Annotated in this window: 17 protein-coding genes, 17 tRNA genes, 1 rRNA gene, 1 riboswitch and 1 other annotated feature; of the genes, 3 read left to right on the forward strand and 32 right to left on the reverse strand. The window is 37.7% G+C overall.

The features are described from left to right. Positions 1–7 precede the first annotated feature (7 nt). The gene (brnQ, locus tag EPL02_RS19795; RefSeq protein ID WP_131888554.1) at positions 8–1,348 is read right to left on the reverse strand and encodes a branched-chain amino acid transport system II carrier protein; all 1,341 of its coding nucleotides are present in this window, start codon (positions 1,346–1,348) and stop codon (positions 8–10) included. A 105-nt stretch (positions 1,349–1,453) separates the two neighbouring features. Then, positions 1,454–1,696: a binding site (T-box leader), on the reverse strand. A gap of 173 nt (positions 1,697–1,869) precedes the next feature. Between brnQ and EPL02_RS19800 the strand changes: the two genes are divergently transcribed. Both EPL02_RS19800 and thiC read left to right on the forward strand, forming a co-directional pair. Further along, positions 1,870–2,157 carry a hypothetical protein gene (locus EPL02_RS19800; protein ID WP_025908468.1) on the forward strand — a complete coding sequence of 96 codons (288 nt, stop codon included), beginning with the start codon at positions 1,870–1,872 and terminating at the stop codon, positions 2,155–2,157. A gap of 54 nt (positions 2,158–2,211) precedes the next feature. Further along, a riboswitch (TPP riboswitch) is annotated at positions 2,212–2,324 on the forward strand. A 117-nt stretch (positions 2,325–2,441) separates the two neighbouring features. Then, positions 2,442–4,208, forward strand: coding sequence for a phosphomethylpyrimidine synthase ThiC (gene thiC, locus EPL02_RS19805; protein WP_131888555.1), 1,767 nt, complete (start codon positions 2,442–2,444; stop codon positions 4,206–4,208). 38 nt (positions 4,209–4,246) lie between these two features. Here thiC and EPL02_RS19810 read toward each other — a convergent pair whose 3' ends face one another. The 12 genes from EPL02_RS19810 to queG all read right to left on the reverse strand — a co-directional run bounded on the left by EPL02_RS19810 (position 4,247) and on the right by queG (position 17,146). Beyond that, positions 4,247–4,690, reverse strand: coding sequence for a VanZ family protein (locus EPL02_RS19810; RefSeq protein ID WP_025908466.1), 444 nt, complete (start codon positions 4,688–4,690; stop codon positions 4,247–4,249). Between the two features lie 355 nt (positions 4,691–5,045). Next, positions 5,046–6,158 carry a Ger(x)C family spore germination protein gene (locus EPL02_RS19815; protein WP_131888556.1) on the reverse strand — a complete coding sequence of 371 codons (1,113 nt, stop codon included), beginning with the start codon at positions 6,156–6,158 and terminating at the stop codon, positions 5,046–5,048. Next, positions 6,155–7,246 (reverse strand): GerAB/ArcD/ProY family transporter, encoded by a 1,092-nt coding sequence (locus tag EPL02_RS19820; protein ID WP_131888557.1) that lies wholly within the window; start codon positions 7,244–7,246, stop codon positions 6,155–6,157. The genes EPL02_RS19815 and EPL02_RS19820 overlap by 4 nt, the downstream gene beginning before the upstream one ends. Further along, positions 7,239–8,762: a spore germination protein gene (locus tag EPL02_RS19825; RefSeq protein WP_094912632.1), complete on the reverse strand. Its 1,524-nt coding sequence runs from the start codon at positions 8,760–8,762 to the stop codon at positions 7,239–7,241. The genes EPL02_RS19820 and EPL02_RS19825 overlap by 8 nt, the downstream gene beginning before the upstream one ends. Before the next feature lie 92 nt (positions 8,763–8,854). Next, positions 8,855–9,703 carry an archaetidylserine decarboxylase gene (asd, locus tag EPL02_RS19830; protein WP_131888558.1) on the reverse strand — a complete coding sequence of 283 codons (849 nt, stop codon included), beginning with the start codon at positions 9,701–9,703 and terminating at the stop codon, positions 8,855–8,857. Between the two features lie 17 nt (positions 9,704–9,720). Further along, the gene (locus EPL02_RS19835; protein WP_131888564.1) at positions 9,721–10,278 is read right to left on the reverse strand and encodes a TVP38/TMEM64 family protein; all 558 of its coding nucleotides are present in this window, start codon (positions 10,276–10,278) and stop codon (positions 9,721–9,723) included. Positions 10,279–10,286: 8 nt separating this feature from the next. Then, entirely contained in the window at positions 10,287–10,730 is a 444-nt protein-coding gene (locus EPL02_RS19840) for a MarR family winged helix-turn-helix transcriptional regulator (protein ID WP_094912630.1), read from the reverse strand. A 119-nt stretch (positions 10,731–10,849) separates the two neighbouring features. After that, positions 10,850–12,028 (reverse strand): sporulation protein YhbH, encoded by a 1,179-nt coding sequence (gene yhbH, locus EPL02_RS19845; protein ID WP_131888559.1) that lies wholly within the window; start codon positions 12,026–12,028, stop codon positions 10,850–10,852. A 228-nt stretch (positions 12,029–12,256) separates the two neighbouring features. After that, a complete protein-coding gene (locus tag EPL02_RS19850) occupies positions 12,257–14,152 on the reverse strand; it encodes a PrkA family serine protein kinase (RefSeq protein WP_094912629.1) in 1,896 nt (631 codons plus the stop codon). Between the two features lie 332 nt (positions 14,153–14,484). After that, positions 14,485–14,985, reverse strand: coding sequence for a tRNA (uridine(34)/cytosine(34)/5-carboxymethylaminomethyluridine(34)-2'-O)-methyltransferase TrmL (trmL, locus tag EPL02_RS19855; RefSeq protein WP_094912732.1), 501 nt, complete (start codon positions 14,983–14,985; stop codon positions 14,485–14,487). 58 nt (positions 14,986–15,043) lie between these two features. After that, positions 15,044–15,934: an amidase domain-containing protein gene (locus tag EPL02_RS19860; RefSeq protein WP_131888560.1), complete on the reverse strand. Its 891-nt coding sequence runs from the start codon at positions 15,932–15,934 to the stop codon at positions 15,044–15,046. Between the two features lie 75 nt (positions 15,935–16,009). Beyond that, the gene (queG, locus tag EPL02_RS19865; protein WP_131888561.1) at positions 16,010–17,146 is read right to left on the reverse strand and encodes a tRNA epoxyqueuosine(34) reductase QueG; all 1,137 of its coding nucleotides are present in this window, start codon (positions 17,144–17,146) and stop codon (positions 16,010–16,012) included. 110 nt (positions 17,147–17,256) lie between these two features. On the opposite strand from queG, the gene EPL02_RS19870 reads away from it, so the two are divergent. Beyond that, a complete protein-coding gene (locus tag EPL02_RS19870; RefSeq protein ID WP_131888562.1) occupies positions 17,257–17,922 on the forward strand; it encodes a B3/B4 domain-containing protein in 666 nt (221 codons plus the stop codon). A gap of 123 nt (positions 17,923–18,045) precedes the next feature. Here EPL02_RS19870 and EPL02_RS19875 read toward each other — a convergent pair. The 19 genes from EPL02_RS19875 to rrf all read right to left on the reverse strand — a co-directional run bounded on the left by EPL02_RS19875 (position 18,046) and on the right by rrf (position 22,014). Beyond that, positions 18,046–18,119: transfer RNA gene (locus EPL02_RS19875), tRNA-Gly, on the reverse strand. 151 nt (positions 18,120–18,270) lie between these two features. Further along, entirely contained in the window at positions 18,271–20,199 is a 1,929-nt protein-coding gene (locus EPL02_RS19880; protein ID WP_131888563.1) for a fructose-1,6-bisphosphatase, read from the reverse strand. 258 nt (positions 20,200–20,457) lie between these two features. Continuing rightward, positions 20,458–20,539 (reverse strand) — tRNA-Leu (locus EPL02_RS19885). A gap of 29 nt (positions 20,540–20,568) precedes the next feature. Then, positions 20,569–20,657 (reverse strand) — tRNA-Leu (locus EPL02_RS19890). An 18-nt stretch (positions 20,658–20,675) separates the two neighbouring features. Then, positions 20,676–20,749 (reverse strand) — tRNA-Cys (locus EPL02_RS19895). A 15-nt stretch (positions 20,750–20,764) separates the two neighbouring features. Beyond that, positions 20,765–20,839 (reverse strand) — tRNA-Gly (locus EPL02_RS19900). A gap of 8 nt (positions 20,840–20,847) precedes the next feature. Beyond that, positions 20,848–20,922: transfer RNA gene (locus tag EPL02_RS19905), tRNA-Gln, on the reverse strand. A gap of 7 nt (positions 20,923–20,929) precedes the next feature. Continuing rightward, positions 20,930–21,005, reverse strand: a tRNA-His gene (locus EPL02_RS19910). Between the two features lie 9 nt (positions 21,006–21,014). Further along, a tRNA-Trp gene (locus EPL02_RS19915) sits at positions 21,015–21,088 on the reverse strand. Between the two features lie 6 nt (positions 21,089–21,094). Further along, positions 21,095–21,178: transfer RNA gene (locus tag EPL02_RS19920), tRNA-Tyr, on the reverse strand. 9 nt (positions 21,179–21,187) lie between these two features. Next, positions 21,188–21,263, reverse strand: a tRNA-Thr gene (locus EPL02_RS19925). Between the two features lie 14 nt (positions 21,264–21,277). Next, positions 21,278–21,353: transfer RNA gene (locus EPL02_RS19930), tRNA-Phe, on the reverse strand. A gap of 9 nt (positions 21,354–21,362) precedes the next feature. Further along, positions 21,363–21,438: transfer RNA gene (locus EPL02_RS19935), tRNA-Asp, on the reverse strand. 4 nt (positions 21,439–21,442) lie between these two features. Further along, a tRNA-Met gene (locus EPL02_RS19940) sits at positions 21,443–21,519 on the reverse strand. Positions 21,520–21,535: 16 nt separating this feature from the next. After that, positions 21,536–21,611 (reverse strand) — tRNA-Val (locus EPL02_RS19945). Between the two features lie 18 nt (positions 21,612–21,629). Continuing rightward, positions 21,630–21,704, reverse strand: a tRNA-Glu gene (locus tag EPL02_RS19950). A 14-nt stretch (positions 21,705–21,718) separates the two neighbouring features. Then, positions 21,719–21,810: transfer RNA gene (locus EPL02_RS19955), tRNA-Ser, on the reverse strand. A gap of 3 nt (positions 21,811–21,813) precedes the next feature. Then, positions 21,814–21,888: transfer RNA gene (locus EPL02_RS19960), tRNA-Asn, on the reverse strand. Between the two features lie 10 nt (positions 21,889–21,898). Continuing rightward, positions 21,899–22,014 (reverse strand): 5S ribosomal RNA (gene rrf, locus EPL02_RS19965). Between the last annotated feature and the right edge of the window lie 10 nt (positions 22,015–22,024).

Raw genomic sequence — 22,024 nt, forward strand, 5'->3', positions numbered from 1 at the left:
GATGATTTTATTTACTATATGATTTAGCTTCCTGCGAACGAACTAGTTTATTCCTTAGACTATAGAAGCTAAGTAGATAACCACCCATTGTTCCAACAAGCGCTGGTATTAACCAACCAAAGCCTGTGTTATAAAACGGAAAACTTCTTACAAATTCTCCCCAAGCACCTAAGTTTAACCCTGACTGTAAACAAGCGTCTGTTATGCTTGCCGCTCCAACAAATAAAACAGATAAAGCATAAATACCTTGTTTCCCTTTAAATAGAGAATTTGTTAACGATAAGACAATTAGCATAATAGCAACAGGATAAATAGCTGTTAAAACTGGAACTGAAAGCTTTAGAATCATAGTTAATCCTAAGTTTGCAACAAGTAAACTAAATAAAGCAATTGTACTAACCCAAACCTTATACGACACTTTCGGTATTAATTGCTCAAAATATTGACTACATGATGTTAAAAGTCCAACGGAAGTTGTTAAACAAGCTAACGTAAAAACAATTCCTAATAAAACAGCTCCAAACGGACCAAACAGCGTAAAGACAATGTTCGTTAACGTTCCTGCTCCATTTGCTGCATCGGCATGACTAACAGATCCTAAATATGCGAACATCAGATAAATAATAGCTAGTAATGTTCCTGCAATTACCCCAGCACGAATGGATGACGACATAATACTTTTGGTATCAGTCATTCCTTTTTGCTTCAAAGCCATTGCAATGACAATTCCAAAGTTTAACGCAGCAATTGTATCCATTGTCGCATAACCATTGGTAAATCCAGTAGCAAATGCTTTTGTCGCATAGTTACCTGCAGGGTGACCAGCTGGTTCAAAAGGATAAGAAAGGGCACGAATAAAAATCAGTGAAATAAGAACTAATAAAACAGGTGTTAATACTTTCCCAAAGCGATCAACAAGCTTTGAAGGCTTTAAGGCTAACCAATACCCAAGCGCAAAATAGCAAAACGTATAGCCAAATAGAGCGACTTTTACATTTACTCCTTCAGGTAAAAAAGGCTGTACACCCATTTCAAATGCTAAGCTTCCTGCTCGTGGAATTCCTAAAAAAGGGCCAATTGCTAAGTAAATCATGACCGTAAATACAACCGCAAAAACTGGGTGGACTCGGTTTGCTAATGATTGAAGACCATTTGATTTTGCTACAGCAATGACACCCAGGATTGGTAGCCCCACAGCCGATAAAATGAAGCCTGTAACAGCTGGCCACAATTCACTTCCAGCAGACTGTCCTAAAAATGGAGGGAAAATTAAGTTTCCTGCTCCAAAAAATAATGAGAATAGCATTAAACTAATAAACAGTGTATCTTTTCTTGATAAAGCATTCATGTGAATTCCTCCTAGATTGTTTGTACTGCTGATTTTTCTGTCTAATGTCAATATCACTTTCCACTCGAATCACTCCTTTTTATACACAAAAAAATCCCGTCCCTAAAAAGGGACGAGATATAATTCTCGCGTTACCACCCTCGTTCTGCTAAAAACAGCAGCACTCGCCAACGTACGTGTTCATACGTGTTCCTTCTAACGGTGGACGCCCGAATATACTTACTATAAAGCTTCAGCATATTTTCTCAGAGATGATTTTCAGCTAGGAACTGTACGCTAACTTTCAGCAAACGTTAGCTCTCTGGGGAACAGTTTTCATAACCTACTCGTTCTCTTCAACGAATTTATAAGGTGTTTTAATTGAATAAAAATATTCTAACAAAACTTTTCAGATTTGTATACAAAAATTTAAATATTTTATCAATTATATTTTTTCCCATTAATAGTCAGTCTATAAAATGAAACTTCTAGCTAATTCGTTCGTATATACTACTACATTACTTAATAGGAGGCTCTTATACATGAGCGGAAATGTACGTGTTATGAAATGGCTAACGGCTGGGTATGAAGCATTTTTAGGTATTCCTCTAATTGGTGGTGCATTCATCATAAGCTTTTCATGGGGACCTTTAGTATTTGCTTTTTTCCTACATGCAATTGCTCTATTTTTATCTCATAAAGAAGGTCGTTCAGCTTACGGAAATATTTTGGGTATGGTGACATCATTTGTCGGCGTAATCCCAGTTGTGGGAATGGTTATGCATATTATTACCGCTATTGTTATTGCATTTGAAGCAGCAAAAAGATAAATAACCGCTTGCATTTTTTCCTAATGATGGTAGAATGAAGTCGTCAATTAAATGATTTTCTACTAGGGGTGTCTGATTACACAGACTGAGAGAAGAGTTATTGTGCTCTTTAACCCTTTGAACCTGATTTGGGTTATACCAACGTAGGGAAGTAGTCTTGAAAGAACGGTGTTTTATGCTGTTTTCTTTTTTGTCTATTCCATCGGGCTCTTACATAGAGCCCGATTTTTTTGTTCGGTATAGCTTATTTTCTCAAAATCTACTAGCATAATGGAGGAATAAGTATGTCTAAAGAACAAGTAATCATTTCAATGCAACAGCCGTTTCCAAACAGTAAAAAAGTATACGTGCAAGGGACTCGAAGTGATATTCAAGTACCGATGCGCGAAATCCACCTTTCCCCCACTATAAACGACCGCGGTGAAGAGCAAAACACCCCCGTTCGCGTTTACGATACAAGCGGCGTATACACCGATCCAGCCTATAGTGTAGATTTAGAAAAAGGACTGCCACCTTTACGCAAACCATGGATTGCAGAACGAAACGATACTTTTTCCTATGCTGGCCGTACCGTTCAAGCAAGAGATAACGGCTATAAAGAAGGCGATCAACGGAACGAAACGAAAAGCTTTCCCCTTATTAATTATTCACCACAAAAAGCAAAGGATGACAGAAACGTCACCCAAATGCATTATGCAAAAAAAGGAATTATCACTCCTGAAATGGAATTTATCGCAATTCGTGAGCAAATGAGTGCAGAAACGATTCGTGAAGAAGTTGCAGCAGGGCGTGCAATTATTCCCTGCAATATTAACCACCCAGAAGTTGAACCAATGATTATTGGAACAAAGTTTCACGTGAAAATTAATGCAAATATCGGAAACTCTGCTGTTCATTCATCAATTGAAGATGAAGTTGAAAAGATGACGTGGGCTACAAGGTGGGGAGCAGATACAATTATGGATCTTTCAACTGGTAAAGACATTCATAAGACACGTGAATGGATTATTCGAAATTCACCCGTTCCTGTTGGCACTGTCCCTATTTATCAAGCTTTAGAGAAAGTTAATGGGATAGCAGAAGACCTATCTTGGGATGTTTATCGTGATACGCTTATCGAACAAGCCGAACAAGGTGTTGATTACTTTACGATTCATGCGGGCGTACTATTGCGCTATATTCCACTTACTGCTACGCGAACAACAGGTATTGTCTCACGCGGCGGATCTATTTTAGCTCAATGGTGTTTAGCACATCACCAAGAAAACTTTTTGTATACGCACTTTGAAGAGATTTGCGAAATTTGTAAGCAATACGATATCTCCATCTCATTGGGAGACGGACTGCGCCCTGGTTCAATTGCTGATGCCAATGATGAAGCACAGTTTGCAGAGCTTGATACGCTTGGTGAATTAACAACAGTGGCGTGGAAGCATGATGTTCAAGTAATGATTGAGGGTCCTGGACATGTGCCAATGCATCTGATTAAAGAGAACGTTGACCGACAAATGGAAGTTTGCCACGAAGCACCATTCTATACCCTGGGACCACTAACAACTGATATAGCACCGGGCTATGACCACATTACGTCTGGTATTGGAGCTGCAATGATTGGGTGGTTTGGTACAGCAATGCTTTGTTATGTAACCCCAAAAGAACATTTAGGCCTCCCGAATAAAGAAGATGTTCGCGAAGGTGTAATTACCTATAAAATTGCTGCTCATGCTGCTGATCTTGCAAAAGGTCACCCAGGTGCCCAAATTCGTGATAACGCACTTTCAAAAGCTCGATTTGAGTTTAGATGGCATGACCAATTTAATTTATCGTTAGATCCTGACCGAGCTCGAGAATACCATGATGAAACATTACCAGCAGAAGGTGCTAAAACCGCTCACTTTTGTTCCATGTGTGGACCTAAGTTCTGTTCAATGAGAATTTCTCATGATATTAGACAACTAGCGGATGAAAAACAGCTCGTTGATTTCGCTAAACAAGGCATGAAAGAAAAATCACAGGAATTTATTGAAAAAGGATCTAAACTTTATTCTTAATAAAAAGCACCGAGGTAAGCAACTACTTATCTCGGTGTCTATCGTTTTAAAATAAGTCTTTTGAAGAAAAAGAGCAGCTTAACTAAAATCCATCCGACCAGTGTTCCAATTGAATTTAGCAGAATATCATCAATATCAAAAACTCGCTCTGTTAACTCATATTGTAAAATCTCAACAGTGAAACTGATTAAGAACCCTGTGACAACCACTTGAATAAATCCGTCAAATGATTTCATAAAAAGCGGTATAAACATTCCAATTGGAGCAAACATTACAATATTCCCTATTACGTTCACGAATGCTAGCTCAAGATTTCCACTGGCCCACATGAGCTTAATTGTACTAAATAAGCTTAAGTTCATGGCTTGCCCATATACTTGCTCGTTTTCTTTAATGAGCGTGACGTAAATAAGTGTCACACCATATATAATAAACAAGAAAAGCAATCCTTGTTTTACTTTTTTCTTTGTATTATCCGTCATGTTTTTCCACACCTTCTCTGTCCTTACCGTCTGCTTTTACTTCTATCATATTGTACATGCTATGTATTTATGAAACATTCAGCTTACCTTATCCTATCACGTTACCTCTTTTTCTGGATACCAAACTTTAAAAATAAAAGAGACTGGGACACAATGAAATGATTCCTTCTCAAAGGCGAATCATTACTTTGTTATAATAGCTAGATTGTAAGCACAAGTTCGTTCCCTTACGCTAGTTTTTTGAATTTGTTTTTGAACCAACAAAAAAATACCCAAGCTATCAAAAGCAGTTAACTCGTGATAGTTGGGGTATATCATTGTTTGAAGCACTTATGTCTCAACCTCTTGTAATTAATTAATTAATGATTCCTCGATGAATCACTTCAACAGTTACGTCTGGTTTAATATCGATTTGAGCATAATCTTTTTTCCATTCTAATTCTTTCCATACATCGGGGTGGTAAGCCATTAGTTCTCTTCCTACCTCTAAGAAATCACAGTTTGCTTTTTGAAGCTTTTCGACAACTTTCTCAGCTTTATTTTGAACATTTTTGTTAATCGTATTTTCAATTTTTTTAATAAGATCATCTGATCCAACTTCTCCATACGTAAACTCAGTAATACTAACTTTTAGTGAAACAGGGACTTTTACTTCTAACTGGTGATTAGAACGTACTTTTATCTTCAGTTTTGATTTTGCTTTTGCCACGTCATAAGAAACAATATATTCTTTTCCATTCATCTTTACCTTATCTGTCATCGTCATATATTTGTTTTTTTTATTTGATAGTAATAATAATGCTTTTGCTTCCTCATCTTTTAACGTTATTCCCGAAAATTTTTCCCCATTAAATAACGCAATTCCCTTTATTTCTACAGACATGTTTTCCTTATTAAATTTTGCATAAGGTAGAGCTAATCCTTTTCCTTCATCAAATAACAATGTACAAATCGTTTGAAGAGTCTCTACTGGTACGAGTGATTGCTTTTCAGCCGTTAAAATAACGCCAGATAAATATTCTCCAATCAGCTCTTCCCCCACTTGCTTCATATTAATAATTTCGTTTGGTTTTCCGTCGATTATTACATATCGAGCGATAAGAGGGCTTTCAGGTGTTCGGTACAATACATCACTTAGCTGGATGATCCCTTTTTTTGCTAAATCGTCCTCAATTAAAAACACACGATTTTTAGCCGTCATTAACGTTCCAGAAAGCTGTTCGTTTAGCTGAACTCGACCGCTTCGAGGCGAACTAGCCGTTGCGTGATATATTTTACTAACAGGCGCTTCTTGGTTTGAAATATAGGAATGTACCGCTATTGCTCCATCAATTCTTCCATCCGGCGCTATCTGATACGACGCTGCAGACATAAAGATCGTATCCTTAAGCATCTTTTGATCCCAACATCCAGTTAATAAAGCTAGCGTACTGCTAAGTAACACCCACATTTTCCACTGTTTCTTCATGTTGTCCTCTTCCTCTTTTTAAATAATGAAAGAATAAAAAGCAAAGTTGGAATGATAAAAATAAAGATATACACCAAGTAATTGGTTATTTTTGACAAGACAGCTGTTAAATCATCACTCTTTGAATAGTAAATCGATAAGATAGCAGCACAAAATACAATGATAGGGACAAAGGGTCTATGCGTTTTCTTTTTAAAACACGTCTTCATACCGACACTCGCAATATAAACATACATAATTAAAGACGTAATAACTGAAATAATCCAGAACGCTAAAAATACTAAGTCGATTCGTTCAATGACAGAGTTTTGAGTTGCTTTTAAAATATATAAAACAGGTTCTGGTACAAGCGGCATTTCATCTGGACTAAAAAATAATAAGCAAGCTAATGTGACATAGACATAAATCATGGTTGCTGCAAAGTTGCTAAACACCACCATTTTTAACGTGGTAGTTTTACTCTGGGCTCTTACAAACGGTGCTAAAATTAAGACTGCTTCAAATCCAAGCATGGAAATGGTGCCTTCTTTTGCACCGAGCATAATTTTTTGAATTCCAGCTTCTCCAATAGGAAAGATATACCGGATATCAGCATACTTAAATGCACTTGCCACGAGGAGGATAATTACAATTAATAAAACTGACACCATTACATAGAAGCGTGCAATGTTTACAATATTTTCTTTTGCAAAATAAAGAGCGATAATAGCTAATAACAATACCAATATATAAGCAGGAGTAATATGGTAAACCCACCTTTGTAAAACATTTACATATAAAACCATGATAACGCTTGAAATGACAATATAATATCCTATGTAGCCTATGTTTAATACCTTCCCCAAAAAAGTGCCTAGCAACGTATTTCCCATACTATATACAGTTTCACCCGGTAAGCGGTACGTGAGACCCCAGTGAATAAGAGTAATAACTTGTACAATAGCTCCGCTAATAATGAGCGATAACCATCCATCTGTTTCAGCGATTTTAAATAAGTTATAGGGAAGTGATAAAATTCCAATACCAATCTGTGTCTGAAGGATAATAAAAAATAATTGTGTTGAAGTAATTTTTTTAGCTTCACTCATTTTTTTGCCAATCCCTTAATGCTCGCTGTCTTCTGCGCTTTAGAGGCTTTGGACCTACCGGACGATCATTCATATACATTTGATTGACCCGAACAAAGACATCCTTTAAATCTGCCACACGCAATGGAGCAATTGGTATTAAATAAGGTTTCCCTACAGATTCTAGTGTTACCAGATGCATAATAATAAGGGTCAGCACAAAGATAATGCCTAAATAACCGAATAATGCTGCTCCTACCATCATTGGAAAACTTAGAATACGTAACGTCGTACTCATTTCATTTGTTGGTACCACAAACGAAGCAATAGCCGTAAGGGCGATAACAATAATCATTATATTGGAAACAAGATTTGCTTCTACAATCGCTGTCCCGATAACTAACCCTCCCACTACGCCAATTGTTTGCGCAATGGACGATGGCAATCGAATTGCTGCTTCTTTTAGAAGCTCTAAAATAAGAACCATAATAAACGCTTCGGCTATCGGCGGAAAAGGCACGTTATCAACAGAGCTTTTCACCGTTAAAATTAAATCAACAGGGATAAGCTCATAGTGGAATGAAATCGTAGCAATATATAACGCTGGTAGACTGATTGCAACAAAAAAACTAAAAATCCTCAACAAGCGAAAGAAAGATCCGTACAAAGAGCGGGTATTATAATCTTCTGGCGATTGATAGAACGTAAAAAAGCAGGAAGGCGCAACAATCGTGGATGAGTTTCCAGCTGTCATAATCGCAATTCGCCCTTCCAATAGATTCCCCATCACTCGATCTGGTCTTTCTGTATTAAGCAGCTGTGGAAAAGGTGAAAACGGTGAATTTTCAAGAGCTTCTTCAATAATACTCCCGCTTTCCACCGCATCCACGTCAATTGATTCTAATCGTCGAAATACTTCTTCATAGTATTCTGGATTTGAAATTCCTTTAAGGTATAAAACAGCTACTCTCGTACGCGAAATCGTACCGACTTCAAGGTATTTAACGATTAAGCTTCCATCTAAAAAGCGCTGGCGCATTAAGTTTATGTTTTTATCTAGATTTTCAACAAACCCTTCGTGAGAACCGCGCACAACTTTTTCATCAATTGCTTGACTAACTTCCCTAGATGCAGGAAGCGTAGCATCAATTATATATAAGGTTGAAACGTCTTCAAGAAATAAAATGGCCCCACCTCGACAAAGCAACGTAATCACTTCATGTAGATCTTGTGATTCGTTCACAGAACCAATCTGAATAACCTCTTTTGGGTCTCCTTTTTTCTCTAGTAGCATTGGTTTAATAACATGTTCGTTTAGTTTTACCGAATCCATAAGCGGCACAAAATACATTAATAGCGCTTTTTTACCGTTAAACGTAAGCCAACGCTCACCTAAATCATTCGTGTAATCCAAGTACTCTTGAAGATACTTTTTATTTTCTTCAATTGTTGTTTTTAGTGGAATGTTGATGGATGCTGGATCTTGTTTTGGCTCACTTTTTTGCTTTTTCTTTTTTGAATGACGTTTAATCAGCATCAAATCCACCTCGGTTCTAAATAGTTATACTTTTAGTGTTTCTATATTTAGAAATATTATGTAATTTAAACATAAAAAAGAAGATTTGGTTTTTATACCAAATCTCCTGAATCATAGGTTCCAATTGCTTCCCCGTATTTTAATTTCGTTCCATTCTGCAACGTTTTTGCTAACTTTACTTTATCTTTTTCAAATAAAAGAACTACCGTCGAACCAAATTCAAACAGTCCTACCTCTTCACCTTTTTCATAAAAGGCATTACTAACAGATGTTGTATAATATTTTCCATACTTTACATTGGTCGTATGATTTCCATATGGTACTTGGACACTTCCAACAATAAAAGCACCTACTTTCACAAGTGCCACCTGCCCAGCTTTGGTATCTATATATGTGACAAGTCGTTCATTTTTTGTGAATAGCCCAGGAACATGTTCAACACCAATACGATTAACTGGGAACAATCGACCTGGTATATATGTTGCTTTTGTCACTTCTCCGGCAAGTGGCATATGAATTCGATGATAATCGCTAGGACTTAAGTAAATCGTTAAAAAGGTTCCACCGTCAAACTTTTCAGCTTCTTCTTTCGTACACCCAAGCAGCTGCTCTACTCGATAGTCGATGCCTTTTGCTTGAATAAGCGTTCCTTCTTTAATGTCACCATATTCCGCTACCTTTCCATCTACCGGACTAGCAAGCGTATACGGATTAGCTGCTACTTGTCGGGCTTCTGCTTTCAACGTTCGCGTAAAAAATGCCGTGAAATTAGGATAAGAGTCTAGAGGTTGATCCATTTCATCTAAATTAATCCTATAAATTTTACTATATGGTTTAATAATACGCCTACTAATAGAAGAACGTCCAAAAACTCCTACCCCACGCGAAATCGTATTTTGCGGTAATAATTCAATGATCTTCTTTACTACTTGATTAATCATATCCTATAACATTCCTTTCATATGGCAGACCTTGCATAAAGTTTTCGAACTACAAGTATGATAAGTACGCAGCCTATGAAAGAAATCAATACCTTCCCAGTACTTGTCCAGTTCATGACTTGATAAACAGAATAGCCTTCAATAAGAATTGAAGGAAGCTTCCCAATTGAGCTTGCTAAAATAAAAATCCCTAAAGAAGTTTTTCCAATGGCCGCAATAAATGTAACAAGGCCTGAAGGGACAAAAGGTAATAGTCTCAAAGAAAGAATAAGTAGAAAAGCTTCCTTTCCTTTTGCATGTAAAAGTCGTTGAATTTTAGGAGTAGACAAACTTTTATGAGCAGTTAATTTTCGAAAGCCTTTTCGATACAACCAAAACGAAACAACTGCTCCAACGGATTCTCCAATAAACGAAATAATCATTCCTTCCCAAAAACCAAAGACAGTTAAATTAGCTGCTGTTAGAAATACGCTTGGCAAAACACCAGCAATGCTAATGAGTAGGTTCAACAAGATACTCAATACCAATGCGATACTTTCATAGCTTTCAAATAGCTGAATAATAAACTCTTTTATATCCGCATTCATTTAGCGTTTGTTTCTCCCATTACAACTTCATAAAGCTTATTGGCAATCTCTCTTAGCTGCTGTGTTTCTTGCAGAGATAGACGAGAATAGTATTGTTCTATAATGAGTTGGTCAATTCGCTCATACTCATTAAAATACTCCTGTCCTTTAGGCCCAAGCGTTAACAAAATTTCTCGACGATTTTCGGGGTTAAGCTCTCGATGTAGATAATTTTCTTTTTCAAGCTTTGTAATGAGCTGACTAACTGAACTCATGGATAAATGATACTTTTTCGCAATCGTTTGCACATTTACAGGCTGCATTTCATAAACTGACTTCAGAATAATGAACTGCTTCGGCGTAATATCATTATTCAATGAAGAAAAATGCGTGTTCATTAAATGGTTATTGACTTCATTAAATAATGAAATAGCTTCTTTTAAATTATCTGCTTGTTTCATCTCTCCACCTCTAGTTTATTAACTTAAACAGTTTAACTAGATAAAATATATAATAGAGATATCTAGCTGTCAATTAAAAAAAGCCTCTTCTCGTATAGAAGCGGCTTCTTAAGTGATACCTATGCATATTTTGTTCCTTCTGGTTCTTTTCTAAAAAAGCTTTTCATCGCATGAAATACATCTGCTTTTTGCTTAAGAATAAAATGGCGGAACTGTTCATCCTCAATGTTCTTATACGCAGACATTAAAGTTGAATGACGATTATATTGATTTACTTCTCCATATCCAAACATATTTGAAACCTTCATTAGTTCATTTACAAGCTTAACGCATCTTGCATTATCGGATGTTAAATTGTCGCCATCTGAAAAATGAAATGGATAAATATTATAACGGCTAGGATCGTACTTTTTGTTAATCAATTCAAGCGCTTTACGATAAGCAGATGAACAAATAGTTCCCCCGCTTTCTCCTTTAGAGAAAAAGTCTTCTTCTGAAACAACTTTGGCTTCTGTATGATGGGCAATAAATTCAATTTCAACAGTTTCGTACTTTGTTCGTAAAAAGCGAGTCATCCAAAAGAAAAAGCTTCTCGCCATATACTTTTCCCAAATTCCCATAGATCCACTTGTATCCATCATCGCAAGCACAACAGCTTTTGATTCAGGCTTTGTCACTTCATTCCACGTCTTAAACTTTAAATCTTCAGGAAAAATAGGATGAAATGCAGGCTTTCCGGTCATTGCATTGCGCTTATATGCAGACATCATCGTACGCTTTTTATCAATATTCCCCATCAAGCCAGTGCGTCGAATATCATTAAATTCAATGTGTTCAACAACGATATTATCAGATTCTTTGCGCTGTAAATTCGGCAATTCAAGCTGTGCAAACAGTGCTTCTTGTAGCTCCATAAGCGATACTTCTGCTTCAAAGTAATCTTCTCCTGCTTGATCACCTGCGCCTTGACCTTTACCAGCACCTTTTTTTCCATCACCGCCAGATCCATCTCTGGCTACAACATCTCCTACTTTGCTTTCACCATCCCCTTGCCCCACGTGTTTATTCTTATCATAGTTGTAGCGAATTCTGTACTCATCTAATGAACGAATTGGAATCTTAACAACGTCTCTCCCATTTGACATGACAATGTTTTCTTCTGTAATTAAATCCGGTAAGTTATTCTTTATCGCTTCTTGGATTTTTTCTTGGTGTCGCTTCTGATCGTCATGACCTTTACGGTGGAGGGACCAGTCTTCCTTGGAAATCGCAAAACTCTTATCAATCTCTTTACCCACGTATTTCCCCTCCTTGTTCAAGCTGCTTTTGAAAGGTTGTTTATTCTATCCTATGTCTTAAAATGATATACTTGCTAATTAATTTAGCTTCGGCTTTTAAAAAGCCCGGCTGTACACTATCATATGAAAAAGCATCTACTGTGAATGAGATAAATGCCTATTTTGCTAATATAAAAAGATAAAGAAAACATGGCACATATCAGCGGTGCCATGTTTTTTTATCATTCTTTATCGATTCAATAAGCTTCCTACATAGCGTAAAAGTTCATTCGCTGAGACTGAATTGTAGCCGTGCTCATCAATTAAGCGAGCAACCACCTCATTTACTTTTTTCAGCTGCTGTTCGTCTGGCGTTTTCGTCGATGTGGTAATTTTCACTACATCTTTTAAATCTGCAAATAATTTTTTCTGAATAGCTTCACGTAAACGCTCGTGCGAATTATAGTCAAAGCGTTTCCCTTTGCGAGCATATGCAGAAATACGGATCAAAATTTCTTCACGGAACGCTTTCTTCGCATTTTCCGAAATACCAATTTGCTCTTCAATTGAGCGCATTAACTTTTCATCTGGATTCATTTCTTCGCCTGTTAACGGATCGCGCAACTTGTTTTTATTGCAGTACGCTTCAACGTTATCCAAGTAGTTATCCATAAGCGTTTTCGCTGATTCTTCATATGAATATACAAATGCTTTTTGAACTTCTTTTTTCGCGATTTCATCATATTCTTTACGTGCTAATGAAATGTAGTTTAAATAGCGTTCACGATCTTCAGCTGAAATGGATGCATGCTGATCTAATCCCTCTTTTAGCGAACGCAATACATCTAATGCATTAATTGATTTAATATCTTTTCGAATAATGGTTGATGAAATTCGGTTAATGACATAACGCGGATCGATTCCACTCATGCCTTCATCCGAATGTTCTTTCTTCAACTCTTCCACGTCTGCATCATTATAGCCTTCAACAGATTGGCCATCATATAATCTCATTTTCTTTAATAAATCAATATCGCCTTTTTTCGGTTCTTTTAGTCTGGTTAGCGTTGTAAAGATGGAAGCAATGCGCAGCGTATGTGGTGCGATATGCACGTCGGATACGTCACTTTCTCGAATCATTTTTTCGTAGATTTTCTCTTCTTCACTAACCTTTAAGTTATATGGAACCGGCATAACAATAATACGTGAATGCAAGGCTTCATTTTTCTTATTCGAGATAAAGGAGCGATACTCCGTTTCATTTGTATGTGCGACGATTAATTCATCTGCACTAATTAAAGCAAATCGTCCTGCTTTAAAGTTCCCTTCTTGGGTAAGAGATAGTAGATGCCATAAAAACTTTTCATCACACTTTAACATCTCTTGGAACTCCATCATTCCTCGGTTGGCTTTATTTAGCTCTCCGTCAAATCGATATGCCCGTGGATCTGATTCTGATCCGTATTCGGCAATAGTTGAAAAGTCGATGCTTCCTGTTAAGTCAGCAATATCCTGAGACTTTGGATCAGATGGACTGAATGTACCAATCCCCGTACGCTTATCTTCAGAGAAGAAGATTCTTTCTACAATGACGTCTTCAATTCTGCCGCCATATTCTTCTTCTAATCTCATTGTATTTAAAGGTGATAAGTTGCCTTCAACTCGAATGCCGTACTCTTCATAGAAGTCTCGACGCAGATGATGTGGAATTAAATGAAGCGGATCTTCATGCATTGGGCATCCTTTGATGGCATAAACAGCTCCACGATCCGTTAACGAATACGCTTCTAACCCTCTTTTTAGCATTGTAACAAGCGTTGATTTCCCGCCACTAACTGGCCCCATAAGTAATAAAATACGCTTCCGGACATCTAACCGTTTCGCTGCAGGATGGAAGTACTCTTCAACCAGCCTTTCAAGCGATTCTTCTAGACCAAACATTTGTTCACTGAAAAATTTATATTGCTTTTTCCCATTGACATCTTCAATTCCTGCATCTTTAATCATATTGTAGACCCTTGAATGCGCTGGCTGAGCAATTAAAGGCTCATCTTTAATTAGTTTTAAATATTCTTCAAATGTACCTTCCCATTTAAGTCGATTCTCTGCTTCACGGTATTTTTCAATTTTCTTTAATATATCCATTAAAGGACCTCCCCTACTAGTTCTGGTGCTAGTGAACAAGATTAATACAATCTATGCAGTAAAATGTTTGAACATGCTTTTTAAATTAAGAAATTCAGAATTTTGTCTACATTAAAGATTCACAGTATCCCGTGAATTAGCTATAATAATTAGTAGGAGCATGAAAGAAAAATAAAGGAGGCTCTATCGATGAGGTTACTATTAGTTTTAGGTGTATCACTTGCTTTTTTATCAGCAATTTTTACGGCTGGATACAATGACAAGCCTGGAGTAAAGCGCAAATAGGATTAACCTACATAGAACAGTCATCCTTGTAAAAAAAAGAAATCCCCTTAATCAAGGGGATTTTCTCTTAATAAGTCGCCATATTCTTGTTGTCGTAGTGCTTCATAAATTAAAATAGCTGCCGTATTTGATAAATTTAAAGAACGAACGTTTTTCGTCATTGGCAAACGCAAACATCTATCCATATTCGCTTCAATAATTTCATCAGGTAAGCCACTTGTTTCGCGCCCAAACACAAAGAAGTGATCGTTTTCCACATTGCTATAGTCAAATGATGAATGCGGCTTCTTTCCGAATTTGGTAATGAAGTAAAATGCTGCTTCTGGATACTTTTCAAAAATTTCTTCTAGCGAATCATGATAAACAACCTCAACATAATCCCAATAATCTAAGCCTGCGCGCTTTAACATTTTATCATCCGTAGAGAAGCCTAGTGGACGAACTAAATGTAAAGTTGTGTTCGTTGCTGCACAAGTTCTCGCAATATTACCAGTGTTAGCTGGAATTTCTGGTTGATATAAAACAACATGTAGTCCCAAAATAGTCACCTCTAAATACAAATCTATTCATCATTATACCATTAACTTTTCAAAACAAAAGAGCTATTTATTGATCGGTAATGTGGAAGAAAGCATACTTTATATTTGGTGTATAGGCCGTCGAATCCTCATAAGCCCAATAGCGCATGCGGCTATTATACGTATTAGCATTAACTAAAGGCATCCCGTCCGCATCCTTTGCCACCACAATTGTCGTGTGGTTCCACCTGCCGTCCCCTTCAAAATCATAGCAAATGACATCTCCCATTGCTAGCTCTTTAACTGAGCTTTTTTTAATGGCTCGCAGTCCTTGTTTTGAGCTTTGAAGATAACTATGCATTGAGTGTGCCACTGCCCAGCTATAGCTCCAATTATCTTTACTAAGCCACCAGCCTTTGCTTCGATTATGTTGCCCCCTCATTGGTGCTTTTCCTGCTCGTAAACACTGAGAGATATAATTCGTACAGTTTACCTCAAAATATTTATAAGCTGGATTAGGCGTATTCCAATATGTTTCTGCATACTGTACTGCTGCTAGACGATTATAGTATCCATTTCGATCAGCTACCTCTTCCTTATCATCAATAATGAATTCTAACTCATCTATTTCATCTATATGAATAGGAAGCAATTTATCATGAATAAGCGTATCTTTATAAAATAATGCGCATCGCTCTTCTACGTCTTCTTCTACATAAAATAAATCATCTTGCTTACATAGAAATCGTTTGTGTACGTGATACGTAACAGTTGTTTCCTCGTTTTCGTTCTGAACATTATGAATAGCTCCTTTAACCGTACACTTCACAACTTCTACTTTTCTTTTTCTCAGTAAAGACTGCTTAAGCTCGTATTCATGTTCAATAAAAGGCTTAAAGTCCTCGCTGATTACTTGATTCACGTAGCCGTTTGCTTTGGCTTTCATCAATGTATATAGAACATTTTTCTTTGCTAGCATCTGTTCACCACTTTTCTCTGCTTTTACTATACGCTATGATGAACAGCTTACCTTTTAACACAACAATTTCAACTTCTATGACTTTATTAAAAGGGCAATGCCTTTTTCAAATTCTTGCTTTGCTTCTTCATCTGACTCTTTTTCTTTTAATTGTTCCAGCAGAGGCAACACTTCGTCGTTGCCAATTTTCCCTAATGCCCAAGCTGCTGTTCCTCTTATTACAGGGCGCACATCTTCTTTCATTACTTTAATCAAATCAGGTATAGCCGTTTCATCTTTAAAATGAGCAAGTGCGATAATTGCATTACGTTGAATTGGTTTTTTTCCACGCCAAGAGCCTGATACATGACCATATTTTTCTTTAAACTCACGATTGCTCATTGTTAATAATGGCTTTAGTTTCGGCTTTGCGATTTCAGGATCTGGTTCCATTTCGGGATGAAAGTGAAAGTCTTTTCCTTTATTTTCAGGACATACCGTTTGACACGTATCACAACCGTATAGGCGGTTGCCAATTTTGTCTCGAAATTCATCTGCCAAAAAACCTTTTGTTTGGGTTAAAAATGCAATACAGCGCTGAGAATTAAGCTGTCCTCCTGTGACTAATGCACCTGTTGGACATACCTCAACACATTTATTACAAGTACCGCACTGATCTTCAATTGGCTGATCTGGTTCAAATGGTATATTCGTAACAATTTCACCTAAATAGACGTATGAACCAAACTCCGGCGTAATAATCGCGCAATTCTTTCCACTCCAGCCTATCCCAGCTCGCTCAGCAACGGCACGGTCAGATAGCTCACCCGTATCCACCATAGATTTCACTTCAACTCCTTGAACCTTTTCTTTTAAGAACGATTCAAGTTTTTGGAGCCTATCTCGTAAAATGGTATGATAATCTTGTCCCCAAGAAGCACGACAAAAAATGCCTCTTCGATCTTCTTTTGTACTTCTTGGTGCACCAGGCATTTTAGAAGGATATGCAAGAGCAATGGCAATGATTGACTTCGCTTTTGGAACCAGGAGCGTTGGATTCGTGCGTTTCTCAATATCAGGTTCTTCAAACCCTGAAGCGTAGCCTAATTCTTGTTGTTTTAATAAGCGATCTTTTAAAGTCTCAAATGTTGAAGCACTAGCAAAACCAATTTTATCAATACCTATCTCTTTACTATAGGCAATTACTTCTTTTTTTAACTGTTGAAAATCCATTTATGCTATTCTCCTTTTAAAATTCAATGCGTAGAATTGCTTTTATTATCATTTTCACTGGAACAATTCTACTCTATACATAACTTACAAATGAAAAGGTGGTATTTTATATGAACGTTATCATTTCATCAGAAATCAAAGAAAAAAATAATGATATTAAACTAGGTATTATTCAGTATCAAAATATTGAAGTAAGCGAAGCTCCACAAATGTTAAAAGGCAGATTACGACTCTTTCAAGAATCAATTTATTTTGATTTACAAGATAAAGCCATCACTTCTTTTGAAGGAATTAAAGAATGGAGAAGCGTGTTTAAGGAGTTTGGAACGGATCCAAGCAAATATCGTCCCTCAATTGAAGCATTATTTCGTCGAATTCAAAAACAAACGTACTTGCCGACCATTAATTCAGCTGTAGACTTAAATAACTTCTTTTCTCTTCAATACGAAGTACCTTTAGGTATTTACGATAAAAGCTGTTTAAATGGAAACATTTCGTTACGTCTTGGGAATGAAGATGAAAGCTATCGTGCAATTAATGGTCGAGAAGTATCTCTGCACAATAAAATTGTATTATCAGATGAAAAAGGTCCGTTCGGAAGCCCTTATGTGGACTCCAATCGAGCTCCTGTTTCTGAACAGACATCTGAAGCACTTCAAATCATCTTCTTAAAACCTTCTCTATCCAATGAAAGCTCTTTAAAGCTAACTGAGTCTCTGAGCACTATGTTTACACAAATTCATGGTGGAGAAGCTTCCTACTCGCTTATCGACTAATCACAAAGACGTTTATCTATAATAGATAAACGTCTTTTTTCATTCACTATAACCCTAAAAATATAAAAAACGCAACACCTTGTTTTTGGTAAACAAGATACTGCGTTGTGATCACAATATGTATGGAGCGGGTGATGGGAATCGAACCCACGACATCAGCTTGGAAGGCTGAGGTTTTACCATTAAACTACACCCGCAGATAAAGTTGTATTATCTCTTAACAACGTTAATTATAATATCTTTCGACATGAATTGCAACCCTTCTATTAAATTTATGTGAAGATATTAACGAACTATTAATTTTCTATAAAAAATGTGCTTTGCAAGCCATCTTGCAAAGCACATTTCTTAGCTATATTGATAATCTCTTAAAGCTTTTAAAACTGAAATTTCTTCTAATATCTGTTCACCTACATTTGTTTCTTTTACCATTTTTCTTTCTAACTCTTTATCAACCAGTCGCTTAACGGATAGTACATCAGCTTCGTCCAATAAGATATCTTTTTTAGAGTTAAAGTGCTTATGAGCAACTAACTGCATGCCGTAAGAATTAGACAATAACGTATATCCTGCAATTCCAGTTTGTGATTGATATGCTTTTGAAAATCCACCATCAATGACAATCATTCTGCCATTTGCTTTAACAGGATTTTCACCCTCTATTTCTTTCACAGGCGTGTGACCATTAATAATATGACCATGGTCTGGATTTAACCCAAAATCAGCTAATATTCGACGACACATATCCTCTTTTTCACGAAGGTAATAATATGGATTTTTCTTTTCTTTATGCGTTGCTTTCTCTTTAATAAAATAGCGCTCAAACGTCGTCATCGCTCGTTTTCCAAATAACGATGAATATTCACCTGTCCATAAATACCAAACCATATCAGTTGCTAAATCATCCGTCTGATCCGGATGGGCGAAAGCAGAGCGTAAATATTGCTCAAACACATCTAACAGCTGACGACCAGAATAAGACTTGCCTTCAATCGTCATCTTTTCCATATTTCCTTCTTCATCTAAAGGAATACACCCATGGATAAGTAAGTTACCGTTATATTTTAGATAAAGATTTCCTTTATTCATAAGAAAGTTCATATGTCTTGCTAATTTTTCAGAATGTTGAACTGAAAACAATAATTTCTCAATAACCTGCTCCTCTTCTTCTAAGAGTTCTTGTGGATTTTCAGGATTCACAGTTGCAAAGCATCCGTTTTCAATAGGGTACGTTTTATCTCCAAGTGTAATTTCATTTGTTTCATAGTTAACTTTTTCAAGCAAGAGTCGCTCTGACATATTAAAATAAGGGCGTCTTTTAATAATTGGCATTTCAAGTTTAAACTGAATCATTGCGATAGCCTGATGAATTTTTGTAATCTGTAAACGCTCATGCTCAGACAGCTGCGAACCTACATTTTCTTTTGGGCGGAAAGCAGGATTATCTTCATAATATTTTTCTGCTAAGTTTAGCAGTGGTCGTAAATTAATACCATACGCATCTTCAATAATATTTAAATTATTATAACGTGCACAAATACGAACAATATTGGCTAAGCATACTTTCGAACCTGCAAAAGCTCCAATCCAAAGAACGTCATGGTTTCCCCATTGAATATCGACAGAATGATAGTTAATAAGAGTTTCCATGATTTTATCAGGCTCCGGACCACGATCGTAAATATCTCCAACGACATGCAAATGATCGACAACCAAACGCTGAATGGTATAAGCCAGTCCCGAGATAAGTTTATCAGCTTGTCCTAACGAAATGATTTGCTGCACAATTTTATGATAATAATGCTCTTTATTCGTGAATTCATCTGTTTTATATAAAAGCTCTTCAATGATATAAGCAAACTGCTCCGGTAGGGCTTTACGTACCTTTGAACGTGTATACTTCGATGATGCATACAACACTAAATCAAGCATGCGATTAATCATTGTCGTATACCAATCACGTAGCTCTTGCTTGCGAGTAAAGTTTGCCTTGATAATCTTCAGCTTCTCTTCTGGATAGTAAACAAGCGTCGCAAATTCATTGATTTCTTGTTGAGATAAAGTATCCTTAAATAAATCTTTAATCTTTTCTTTTACGTTTCCTGACCCATTTCGTAATACGTGCTGAAAGGCCTGATACTCGCCGTGTAAATCACTTACAAAGTGCTCTGTTCCTTTTGGTAAATTAAGAATTGCTTCTAGATTAATAATTTCCGTGACAACTTTCTCTTCCGTATCGTACTTCTTAGCCAGTAAATCTAAATAATTTACGTTCAAAACTATGTATCCCCTTTCACACTAACTTATCACCTCAGCAGCGAAATATGCTTACTGCATGAGTCTTTAATCTTTAGTACTTATTGTACACCTCTTCAGACTCGACTTCTAGAGAGATGAATTACATTTTGTTAACTAATTTACAAATTTTATTTAACCTGCCATAACATTTAAGCGGTTGAGTAAATAAAGAAAACAAAAAAGACTTCAACAGAGATGTTGAAGTCTTGACTTTATTACCGTTTATGTAAAAACTAATACCAGTGGTCGGGGTCGAACCGACACTCCCGAAGGAACACGATTTTGAGTCGTGCGCGTCTGCCAATTCCGCCACACTGGCAAAATAAAAAAAGGCAGAAATAATATAAATGGTGCCGAGGGCCGGACTTGAACCGGCACGGTAGTCACCTACCGCAGGATTTTAAGTCCTGTGTGTCTGCCAATTCCACCACCCCGGCAGGACTTATTGTGAATAATGGAGGCGGCAACCGGATTTGAACCGGTGATAAAGGTTTTGCAGACCTCTGCCTTACCACTTGGCTATGCCGCCACTTTATTCAGAATATGGAGCGGAAGACGAGGTTCGAACTCGCGACCCCCACCTTGGCAAGGTGGTGTTCTACCACTGAACTACTTCCGCATATTGTATGGCTGGGCTAGCTGGATTCGAACCAACGCATGACGGAGTCAAAGTCCGTTGCCTTACCGCTTGGCTATAGCCCAATAAAAATGGGGCGACTGATGGGAATCGAACCCACGAATGTCGGAACCACAATCCGATGCGTTAACCACTTCGCCACAATCGCCGTATTAATTGGCAGGGGTAGTAGGAATCGAACCCACACTGACGGTTTTGGAGACCGTAGTTCTACCTTTAAACTATACCCCTATAAGATGGTGGAGGGGGGCAGATTCGAACTGCCGAACCCGAAGGAGCGGATTTACAGTCCGCCGCGTTTAGCCACTTCGCTACCCCTCCAGAAAAACATGGTGCCGGCAAGAGGACTTGAACCCCCAACCTACTGATTACAAGTCAGTTGCTCTACCAGTTGAGCTACACCGGCATGTTTTCATAAGATGGTGGCTCGGGACGGAATCGAACCGCCGACACAAGGATTTTCAGTCCTTTGCTCTACCAACTGAGCTACCGAGCCTTCTTATAATGGCGGTCCCGACGGGAATCGAACCCGCGATCTCCTGCGTGACAGGCAGGCATGTTAACCGCTACACCACGGGACCACTTTGGTTGCGGGGACAGGATTTGAACCTGCGACCTTCGGGTTATGAGCCCGACGAGCTACCAGACTGCTCCACCCCGCGATAATAAGAATGTAAATGGTGGAGGATGACGGGATCGAACCGCCGACCCCCTGCTTGTAAGGCAGGTGCTCTCCCAGCTGAGCTAATCCTCCAACTATGTATAAGAATAATGGTGACCCGTACGGGATTCGAACCCGTGTTACCGCCGTGAAAGGGCGGTGTCTTAACCACTTGACCAACGGGCCATTTAATAAATAAATGGCGGAGAGCAAGGGATTTGAACCCTTGAGACAGCGTTAACCGCCTACACGATTTCCAATCGTGCTCCTTCGGCCACTCGGACAGCTCTCCAAATGGCTCCACAGGTAGGACTCGAACCTACGACCGATCGGTTAACAGCCGATTGCTCTACCACTGAGCTACTGTGGAATCTTATAAAGCCTGGCAACGTCCTACTCTCACAGGGACAAAGTCCCAACTACCATCGGCGCTAGAGAACTTAACTTCCGTGTTCGGCATGGGAACGGGTGTGACCTCTCTGCTATCGCCACCAGACATATTATAT

This window comes from Bacillus sp. CBEL-1, from assembly GCF_004348885.1.
Classification (GTDB): Bacteria; Bacillota; Bacilli; order Bacillales; family Bacillaceae_H; genus Priestia; species Priestia aryabhattai_A.

Coding starts and splice junctions, on each gene's coding strand:
- brnQ (WP_131888554.1), bottom strand. CDS start 1,348: ATGAATGCTTTATCAAGAAAAGATACACTGTTTATTAGTTTAATGCTA.
- EPL02_RS19800 (WP_025908468.1), top strand. CDS start 1,870: ATGAGCGGAAATGTACGTGTTATGAAATGGCTAACGGCTGGGTATGAA.
- thiC (WP_131888555.1), top strand. CDS start 2,442: ATGTCTAAAGAACAAGTAATCATTTCAATGCAACAGCCGTTTCCAAAC.
- EPL02_RS19810 (WP_025908466.1), bottom strand. CDS start 4,690: ATGACGGATAATACAAAGAAAAAAGTAAAACAAGGATTGCTTTTCTTG.
- EPL02_RS19815 (WP_131888556.1), bottom strand. CDS start 6,158: ATGAAGAAACAGTGGAAAATGTGGGTGTTACTTAGCAGTACGCTAGCT.
- EPL02_RS19820 (WP_131888557.1), bottom strand. CDS start 7,246: ATGAGTGAAGCTAAAAAAATTACTTCAACACAATTATTTTTTATTATC.
- EPL02_RS19825 (WP_094912632.1), bottom strand. CDS start 8,762: ATGCTGATTAAACGTCATTCAAAAAAGAAAAAGCAAAAAAGTGAGCCA.
- asd (WP_131888558.1), bottom strand. CDS start 9,703: ATGATTAATCAAGTAGTAAAGAAGATCATTGAATTATTACCGCAAAAT.
- EPL02_RS19840 (WP_094912630.1), bottom strand. CDS start 10,730: ATGAAACAAGCAGATAATTTAAAAGAAGCTATTTCATTATTTAATGAA.
- EPL02_RS19850 (WP_094912629.1), bottom strand. CDS start 14,152: ATGGATATATTAAAGAAAATTGAAAAATACCGTGAAGCAGAGAATCGA.
- EPL02_RS19860 (WP_131888560.1), bottom strand. CDS start 15,934: ATGCTAGCAAAGAAAAATGTTCTATATACATTGATGAAAGCCAAAGCA.
- queG (WP_131888561.1), bottom strand. CDS start 17,146: ATGGATTTTCAACAGTTAAAAAAAGAAGTAATTGCCTATAGTAAAGAG.
- EPL02_RS19870 (WP_131888562.1), top strand. CDS start 17,257: ATGAACGTTATCATTTCATCAGAAATCAAAGAAAAAAATAATGATATT.